This is a genomic window from Agrilactobacillus fermenti, from assembly GCF_021030645.1.
GTDB lineage: Bacteria > Bacillota > Bacilli > Lactobacillales > Lactobacillaceae > Agrilactobacillus > Agrilactobacillus fermenti.
In genome coordinates this window covers 125971-134701 of sequence record NZ_JACGCJ010000001.1, presented here as the reverse complement: position 1 = coordinate 134701, position 8731 = coordinate 125971, and the positions used below count along the sequence as shown (strand labels likewise).

At 39.6% G+C, this 8731-nt stretch carries 7 protein-coding genes and 1 rRNA gene; 3 read left to right on the top strand and 5 right to left on the bottom strand.

Annotated elements, in window-relative coordinates; genetic code table 11:
* The 5 genes from FHQ08_RS00595 to FHQ08_RS00575 all read right to left on the bottom strand — a co-directional run.
* Positions 1 to 83: ribosomal RNA gene (locus FHQ08_RS00595) — 16S ribosomal RNA — on the bottom strand; the annotation flags it as partial.
* Positions 84 to 540: 457 nt separating this feature from the next.
* Entirely contained in the window at positions 541 to 2085 is a 1545-nt protein-coding gene (locus FHQ08_RS00590) for an ABC-F family ATP-binding cassette domain-containing protein (RefSeq protein ID WP_230912433.1), read from the bottom strand.
* A gap of 159 nt (positions 2086 to 2244) precedes the next feature.
* A complete protein-coding gene (ptsP, locus tag FHQ08_RS00585) occupies positions 2245 to 3972 on the bottom strand; it encodes a phosphoenolpyruvate--protein phosphotransferase (RefSeq protein WP_230912432.1) in 1728 nt (575 codons plus the stop codon).
* Entirely contained in the window at positions 3972 to 4238 is a 267-nt protein-coding gene (locus FHQ08_RS00580) for a phosphocarrier protein HPr (RefSeq protein ID WP_230912431.1), read from the bottom strand. The genes ptsP and FHQ08_RS00580 overlap by 1 nt, the downstream gene beginning before the upstream one ends.
* A gap of 142 nt (positions 4239 to 4380) precedes the next feature.
* Complete coding sequence (locus tag FHQ08_RS00575) at positions 4381 to 4572, bottom strand: hypothetical protein (protein ID WP_230912430.1); 192 nt, start codon at positions 4570 to 4572, stop codon at positions 4381 to 4383.
* Between the two features lie 262 nt (positions 4573 to 4834).
* Between FHQ08_RS00575 and FHQ08_RS00570 the strand changes: the two genes are divergently transcribed.
* From FHQ08_RS00570 to FHQ08_RS00560, 3 genes are all read left to right on the top strand, one after another.
* Positions 4835 to 7075: an ATP-dependent Clp protease ATP-binding subunit gene (locus tag FHQ08_RS00570; RefSeq protein ID WP_230912429.1), complete on the top strand. Its 2241-nt coding sequence runs from the start codon at positions 4835 to 4837 to the stop codon at positions 7073 to 7075.
* 108 nt (positions 7076 to 7183) lie between these two features.
* Positions 7184 to 7462: a DUF1827 family protein gene (locus tag FHQ08_RS00565; protein ID WP_230912428.1), complete on the top strand. Its 279-nt coding sequence runs from the start codon at positions 7184 to 7186 to the stop codon at positions 7460 to 7462.
* 107 nt (positions 7463 to 7569) lie between these two features.
* Positions 7570 to 8664 (top strand): MucBP domain-containing protein, encoded by a 1095-nt coding sequence (locus FHQ08_RS00560; protein WP_230912427.1) that lies wholly within the window; start codon positions 7570 to 7572, stop codon positions 8662 to 8664.
* Positions 8665 to 8731 lie beyond the last annotated feature (67 nt).

The window sequence follows — 8731 nt, the reverse complement described above, 5'->3', positions numbered from 1 at the left end:
TCGGTAGAAGTTTCTCGTTCGACTTGCATGTATTAGGCACGCCGCCAGCGTTCGTCCTGAGCCAGGATCAAACTCTCAACTAAAGTTCAAGTTTGTGACTCATTATTATTTGTTGCTAGCGAATTGATTTCGCAAATGTTTGTTAGACCAAAAGGTCTAGCCTGCACATTTGATTATCGAAACTTTGTTCAGTTTTCAAAGGTCCACCTTGTTGCTGAAAGGCTATCAGCAAGTGATTAACTCAATCAATCAACTGTTATATAATATCATGTATCTGATATGCTGTCAACAACTATTTTTTATATGATTTGTTTCATATTTTATGTAGCTGTTAATCAGCTTTTATATAATAGCAAAATCATTTATCTTTGTCAACAACTAATTTCAATTGGCAAAAGCAATAAATGACAACTTGAATACTATATCAAGTTTATTAGCTAATGTCAACACCTTTTTTTCAGACCATTTAATATTTTTTATAACGGTCTATTAAAAAGGACAACTCAACCATCTTACGCGCAAAAAAAAGAAAAGTCAACTTCAAATTGACTTTTCAATATCGAGTACTGTATCTATCCAAGATCCCGCGTAAAACTCAGCTTCGTGGCTAACTAATAATACTGCTCCAGGAAATACTTGTAGCGCTTGCTTTAGATTATCTTTCGTTTGAACGTCCAAATGATTTGTTGGTTCATCTAAAATCAAAACATTGGCAGAGTGCAGCATCATCTCGGCGAGCTTTACTTTGCTTTGCTCCCCACCACTCAAAGAGACAAAGCCTTGCTGTGCTTGTTGGCTTGATAGTCCAGCTCTAGCTAGGACTTGACGTAGAACTTTAGGTTTTGCATCTTCAAAGCGGCCTTGTAGATATTGTAGGGGCGACATATTCTTGTTGGGCCAAATCAATTCCTGCCAATAATAATTTGTGACAACAGTACTTGCTGTCGTCACAGTTCCTGCTAATGCTGGAATTTTGCCCATCATTGTTTTGATAAGCGTTGACTTCCCGGCACCATTGAACCCAGTGATCACAATTTTCTCACCATTACCCACTGAAAAATTCAGAGGTTTATGCAATAATGCCTTATTTTGATCATAGCCAATACTCAAATTATTCACTTCGTACAAAATCTGACTTGCTGTATCTGTGTATGGAAACTCAATATTTGCCTGACGATTATTAGAAAGCGGCTTTAAGATAGACATCTTATCCAGCTGCTTTTCCCGACTTTTGGCGCTCTTTGCTCGAGTACCTGCTTTGTTTTTAGCAATATACTTTTTGAGTTTGGATACTTCGCGCTGCTGCTTTTCGAATTCTTTTTGATAGGTGGCTTGATTAGCTGCCTTTTGTCGCAAAGCCTGTTTTAAAGAGCCCGTATAACGCGTGATAGTACTTAACTCAATATCCGAAATACAGTTTGTGATTCGATTCAAAAAATCAAAGTCATGAGAAATCACAATAAAGGCACCCGTAAAGTTCGCCAAAAAATCAGCCAGCCAATCAATATGTTCTTTATCTAAGAAATTGGTCGGTTCATCCAATAGTAGTACATCGGGATTGGTCAGCAGCATTTTAGCTAAAATCAATTTAGAGCGCTGGCCACCACTGAGTTCAGAAACATCCCGACCATACAAAGCTAATATTCCTAGACCAGAAGCAACATTATCAATACTTGTCTGACGCTCATAGTAATTCTGACTCTCCAGCTGTTCTTGTATCTTGCCAGCCTTTGCCAATAAGTCATCATCTGGCTGACTACTATACGTATCATAATAAGTTAACATTCTTTTTTCAGCATCAATCAACTTTTGAAAGGCCGAATCCAAAAAGGCTTCCACCGTTACGCCAGGTTTCAAGCTCGCATACTGGTCTAAGTAGCCAATATCAATGCCGCGCTGCCATTTGATCTGACCTTCATCTGGAATGATCTGCCCAGTCAAGATTTTGATCAGTGTTGACTTTCCAGCACCATTTTCACCAATAATCCCCATATGATCATTGGGATTTAAAAAGAGGCTCGCATCGGTATACAATTGCTTATCAATAAACCGATGGGATAGCCCTTTAACAGTTAATACACTCAATTATCTTCTCTCCTATTCACTTGAACCAGCATAAACGTCGCCTTGAGTCCTGTCAAATTATCCCCATCCAAATAAACAACATCGAAGATCGTTCGTAACACAAAAATAGCCGAGAACAAAACGTTAATTTTGTCTCAGCCATTTATGCAAATATAAAATCTACTTTTGACTTGTTGCTGCTTTAACCATTGCTGCAACTTCATCATTTGTGGTTAATTCATTCATCGCTTTATCAGCAATTGCTTTCATATCAGCGGTTGACAAACGCTTCATGAGACTTCTGATCTTCAAAACTGAAGTAGCACTCATAGAGTATTCATCTAAGCCCATGCCCAATAAGAGTGGTACCATGATTGGGTCACCAGCAGCTTCACCACACATACCAGCCCATTTACCTTCTTTATGAGCTGCGTCGATCACATTTTTGACCAAGCGCAAAATTGAAGGATTATATGGTTGATATAAATATGAAACATGTTCGTTACCACGATCAGCTGCCATGGTATATTGAATTAAGTCATTCGTACCAATACTAAAGAAATCAACTTCCTTAGCAAATTGATCAGCTAAAACAGCAGCAGCAGGAATTTCGATCATGATACCCGTTTGAATATCATTATCAACCTTCACACCTTTATCTTGAAGTTTTTGTTTCTCTTCTTCAAAAATCTGCTTAGCTGCACGAAATTCTTGTAACGTTGCAATCATTGGGAACATGATTTGTAACTTACCATATACAGAAGCACGCAATAATGCCCGCAATTGTGTTCGGAAAATATCTTGTCGATCCAAGCTAATCCGAATTGCCCGATAACCTAGAAATGGATTCATTTCTTCAGGTAATGGTAAATAAGGTAAATGCTTATCACCGCCAATATCCATCGTCCGTACAACAACTGGTTTGCCTTTCATGCCTTCCAGAACAGCTTTATAAGCCTCAAACTGATCATCTTCGGAAGGTAGTTCAGCTGAATCCATGTACAAGAACTCAGTCCGATATAAGCCAATCGCTTCAGCGCCATTATCTACGACACCTGTTAAATCTTTAGGTGTCCCGATATTGGCAGCAACTGTATAATGTTTCCCATCAGCTGTCAGTGTCTGCTCATTCTTGAGTTTTTCCCATTCAGCTTTTTGGGCAGCAAAATCTTTGGCTTTTTGTTGATACTCAGCTACTTGTGCATCCGTTGGGTCAATAATAATATCGCCATTGATCCCATCAACGATCATCTTCTGACCCTCTTGGGCATCTTTGGTAATTGTTTCGCTACCAACGATAGCTGGGATCTCAAGTGACCGTGCCATGATGGCGGAATGAGCCGTACGACCACCTAAATCGGTTACAAAAGCCTTAACAAATTTTTTATTAAGTTGTGCCGTATCACTAGGTGTTAAATCCTTAGCAACAATGATCACTTCTTCATCGATCAAAGCTGGATTAGGTAACTCTACACCTAATAAATGACTCATAATACGTTTCGTAACATCACGGACATCAGCAGCCCGTTCTTGCATGTACTTATTGTCGGTCATTGCTTCAAACATAGAAACAAATTGATCCGATACTTCACCTAATGCTGCTTCAGCATTAACTTTTTCGTCGGTAATTTTTTGTTTTACAGCACCTGTAAATTCGGGATCAGCAAGAATCATCATGTGTGCATCAAAGACTTGTGCCTCTTCTTCACCTAATGATTCTTTAGCCTTATCGCGGATAATTTTTAATTCATCGTTTGATTTGGAAATTGCGTCTTCTAGGCGCTTAGTTTCACCATCTGTATCGGATACAGTCTTTTTATTATAGGAAAGATCAGGTTCAACTAAACGGTAAGCCTTAGCAATAGCGATACCATCACTAGCGGCGATTCCTTTTAGCTGTTTAGACATTATTCAGATAGACCTTCTTTTTTCATTGTTTCAGCGATTGCGGCAATTGCATCAGCTTCATCAGCGCCATCAGCACTAATTGAAACATCGGCACCTTGGCCAACACCTAAGGACATAACACCCATGATTGATTTAAGGTTCACAGATTTACCTTTGTATTCTAAGTTAATGTCAGAATTGAATTTACTTGCAGTTTGAACAAGCAAAGTTGCAGGACGTGCATGAATACCTGTTTCTGCAATTACATGAAAGTCGCGTTTTTCCATAGTCGATCGAACTCCTTTATTCACATTAAATTATTCTTTGTCACCAAAGAAAATAAGGGTACAAACCCTTTATCCACTGATAAGGTTAACATTTTTTAGAAAATAGTACAACCTTTTTTCATTGCGCAAACCTTGCAGCAACTCATTGTGAACCGTTTTCATGAAAGCGATATTTGATCGTTCCATTTCTTTGGGCGATGCCTTCGATTTCTTTGCGCTGCGGATGGTCTTGCCAAACTTGACGAAAGGCAAAAAAATCTTTTGGTTCAACCGTGATTTCACCAATCTCCCCGTGAACTAACTTGTCGATTGCTTGCATATAATCTTCAGACATCCAACTTTCCCCCTTAACTACCGTGTATTTATAATGTGTCAGCATTCGAATATTATAGAAGTAATTCTCATCAAAGTTAATAGGAACAGACGTTTGCAATTTATCAAGTGTTAGCACTTGACCCAGAAGAGTGCTAAATGTATAATACTCGTGAAGATTGCATAAGACGTATCTGCACTTGCTTATCGTAATCTTTTGTTTGTACCGTACGTTGACTTACACTAACGATTTTCGTTAGGTAAAGAAAGGTCGTGACAACTCAATGTTGTGTCAAAATTGCCACAAAAATGAAGCAACGATTCATTTATATACAAATGTAAATGGACAACGTCAAGAAATTAACTTGTGTCAAAATTGCTATCAATTACTAAAGAATCAGCAGCAAAATAATTCGAATGGACCAACTAATGCAATGGATCCGTTTGGCTTTGGCAACTTAGACGATATCTTTAGAAGTATGGGTCAAGGGATGCCTAATGACGCAGCTGGCTTTCAGCAAGGACCACAAACTCAAGCAGGCGGTGGCGGCGGCCCTAGAAATCCCCGCAATGGCCAAGGTGGAAATGGTGGTCTGCTCGAACAATATGGTGTTAATTTAACGAATTTAGCACGTGAAGGCCAAATCGATCCAGTGATTGGTCGTGACAAAGAGATTTCACGTGTCATTGAAATCTTAAATAGACGTACAAAAAATAATCCCGTCCTCATTGGTGAAGCTGGGGTAGGTAAAACAGCCGTAGTCGAAGGTCTAGCACAAAAGATCGTTGATGGCGATGTTCCTGCCAAGCTGCAAGATAAACAAGTCGTCCGCTTGGATGTTGTTTCACTTGTACAAGGCACAGGTATTCGTGGTCAATTCGAACAACGAATGACCCAATTAATGGATGAACTTAAAAAGAATGATCAAATTATTCTTTTCATTGATGAAATCCACGAAATTGTTGGTGCCGGTAATGCCGAAGGCGGCATGGACGCGGGTAATGTCTTAAAACCAGCTTTAGCTCGTGGTGAGCTGCAGCTTGTCGGCGCAACCACTTTAAATGAATACCGGACAATCGAAAAGGATTCGGCCTTGTCTAGACGTTTGCAACCCGTTCAAGTCGATGAACCTTCTGTTGAAGAAACCGTTCAAATCTTGAAGGGCTTGCAAAAGAAATATGAAGACTATCATCATGTTCATTACACTGATGACGCAATTACAGCGGCGGCTGCTCTTTCCAACCGCTACATCCAAGATCGTTTCTTACCTGATAAAGCCATTGACTTATTGGATGAATCAGGCTCCCGTAAAAACTTAACGATCAATGCGGTCGACCCTAAAACTTTAGATGAAAAGATTCAAGGCGCTGAAAAGCAAAAGCAAGATGCTTTGCGGCAAGAAGACTATGAAAAGGCCGCCTTCTATCGTGATCAAGTCACAAAGTTTAAGAATATGAAGTCTAAAGATAGTGTTGATCCCGATAATGAACCTACCGTTACTGAAAAAGATATGGAACAAATCGTTGAAGAAAAGACGAATATTCCTGTAGGTGAATTAAAGGCTCAAGAACAACAGCAACTACAAAATCTAGCACCTGATTTGAAAGCTCATGTTATCGGTCAAGATGAAGCTGTTGATAAAGTTGCGAAAGCAATTCGGCGGAATCGGGTCGGCTTTAATAAGTCTGGCCGGCCTATTGGTTCCTTCCTATTTGTTGGACCAACTGGTGTTGGTAAAACTGAATTAGCTAAACAACTGGCACAGCAACTCTTTGGCAGTGAAGATTCGATGATTCGCTTCGACATGAGTGAATATATGGAAAAATTCAGCGTGTCAAAACTTATCGGGTCACCTCCTGGCTATGTTGGTTACGAAGAAGCTGGGCAGTTAACCGAACAAGTTCGGCGGAATCCATACAGTTTGATCTTGTTAGATGAAATTGAAAAGGCACATCCAGATGTCATGCACATGTTCTTACAAATTTTGGATGATGGTCGGTTGACGGACTCCCAAGGACGGACAGTTAGTTTCAAAGATACCATCATTATCATGACTTCCAATGCAGGTCAAGGTAAGACTGAAGCTAATGTCGGTTTTGGTGCCACAGCTACTGGTCAGACGCATTCTGTCCTCGATCGCTTATCTGATTATTTCCAACCTGAATTTTTGAATCGCTTCGATGATATTGTTGAGTTTAATTCCTTAACTAAGGCTAACTTGATGCAGATCGTTGATTTAATGATCCAAGATACGAATAATATGATTGCCGATCAAGGCTTACACATCCATGTGACTGAACCAGTTAAGACAAAATTAGTCGATCTTGGTTATAACCCACAAATGGGGGCACGTCCATTGCGCCGGGTTATCCAGGAACAAATAGAAGATCGAGTTGCTGATTTCTATTTGGATCATCCGGATGAGCATAATCTTGAAGCACGTATGGAAAACGACCAAATTAAGATCACCGCTGGTAAAAGCAATCCTACTGTCACAAAAAGTGCCGAGAAAAAAGAAGATTAATTTTTAAAAATAAAAGCCCTGATACCTCAATGGTGTCAGGGCTTTTTGTTAGTTAATCGATCTAATAACGCCTATAATGTAGATAGAAACCTAAGGGAGGCTGTGATTATGAAACTAATGGATATTACCACAAGTTATCGGGATCTTGTACAAAAGCAACTTGATGGTACAGATGCGAATTATGTTAAAGTTTATTCTATGGGTGCCACAACGATTGTTTATACCAAAGCACCCCGGCATCAAGAATTACTATTGACCAATGATAAGCGCAATATTACCCAAACTGAAATCGACACAGCAATTGAAACTTTGGTCGATCAAAACGTCAATCTCAGTCGTGTAACCAAAGGCCCAAGATTAGCGGAAGTTAGCATTCAAAGCGCCTAATTCCTAAGTTTTTCTAAGATTAGTTTATAAATTCCTTACGACCCCATGTTGATAAAACCCAGTGTGCTACCATGAAACTATAGACAAAGTAAATTAGGGGTATCGTTATGGTAAGGACAACAAATGATTTAAGAAAGCAATATTTCAAACGCAAAGCACAACGTTTGATTCTTAAAAGAGCAGAACAACGCCATCAACAAACAAACGCAGCTTCATTACCACAACCGGCAGTAAGCAATAATGCCAGTAATGTAGCCACGTTAACTGAAACCGATACTAACATTCAACGCGTTATTCCAAAAGATATCGCCGTCACGATTCATTATGTCGATAGTCTAGGTAAGGCATTGCTGGCGCCCGTCACCGTCTATGGGCAATACAAAGCACGCTTGAATATACCCTGGAAAACAATTCCGAGTTATATTTTAGCATCGATTCATCACTTTCAAAAAACGTTCTTGCCGAATCCTAATGGCATCTATCTAATTTATGCCAAGCAGACGGCGGCACCGGTTGTCATTTACCATCGTGATACCCAAGGCAAGTTAATTACCCCACCCGAATTCCTACATGGCAACTTAAATAGTGATTATACCATTGAGCCGCTTTGGGATATGACTCAATTTGTAACCGATATTCAACCCACTGCACAGGGGACTTTTACTAAGAATACAGAACAAGTCCAAGTAACTTATGAAACCATGCAATTACATCCTGTAAAAATCGCACCGGATACGTACATTCAGACTTACCAGCTAACTGCTGTCTTTTCAGAGCCAGATTTAGACCATCATCTAGACAAACCCCTACCTAGATACTCAACTTGGCGCGTATATAAAGCTGTTCAAGAAAAAACAAATCGTACTATTTGGCTTAATTTAGGTGGCTCTATTTGGACATTAGCTAAGGATGTCAAAATTATAACGCAACCAAAGACAAATGAGCTAACAACACCCGCCTTACCAGCATTAAACTATGAAATTATCAATGAAGTTCCCGTTGATCAAAATCTTGAAATCAGTACCAGTCCGCAACGGCCCGTGGTAACGTGGGCTTATCCTTATGGTCAACGTTTATCTCAAACCTATCCCAATGGTGCGACTGTATCTGTTGTCCGTCAGATTCAACTAGACAACTATAGCTTGTGGGCACAATTGGCAGATGGAACCTATATCGAATCTAAATATCTAGCCCAAAATTAATTTTCATATTTAACCGATCAAAAAAGCGGAGATCAGGACAAAACCAACGTTTTGTTTCTGATTTCCG

Excerpts from the sequence above, each read along its gene's own strand:
- ptsP (WP_230912432.1), bottom strand. The coding sequence starts at position 3,972 with ATGTCTAAACAGCTAAAAGGAATCGCCGCTAGTGATGGTATCGCTATT.
- FHQ08_RS00580 (WP_230912431.1), bottom strand. The coding sequence starts at position 4,238 with ATGGAAAAACGCGACTTTCATGTAATTGCAGAAACAGGTATTCATGCA.
- FHQ08_RS00575 (WP_230912430.1), bottom strand. The coding sequence starts at position 4,572 with ATGTCTGAAGATTATATGCAAGCAATCGACAAGTTAGTTCACGGGGAG.
- FHQ08_RS00570 (WP_230912429.1), top strand. The coding sequence starts at position 4,835 with ATGTTGTGTCAAAATTGCCACAAAAATGAAGCAACGATTCATTTATAT.
- FHQ08_RS00565 (WP_230912428.1), top strand. The coding sequence starts at position 7,184 with ATGAAACTAATGGATATTACCACAAGTTATCGGGATCTTGTACAAAAG.
- FHQ08_RS00560 (WP_230912427.1), top strand. The coding sequence starts at position 7,570 with ATGGTAAGGACAACAAATGATTTAAGAAAGCAATATTTCAAACGCAAA.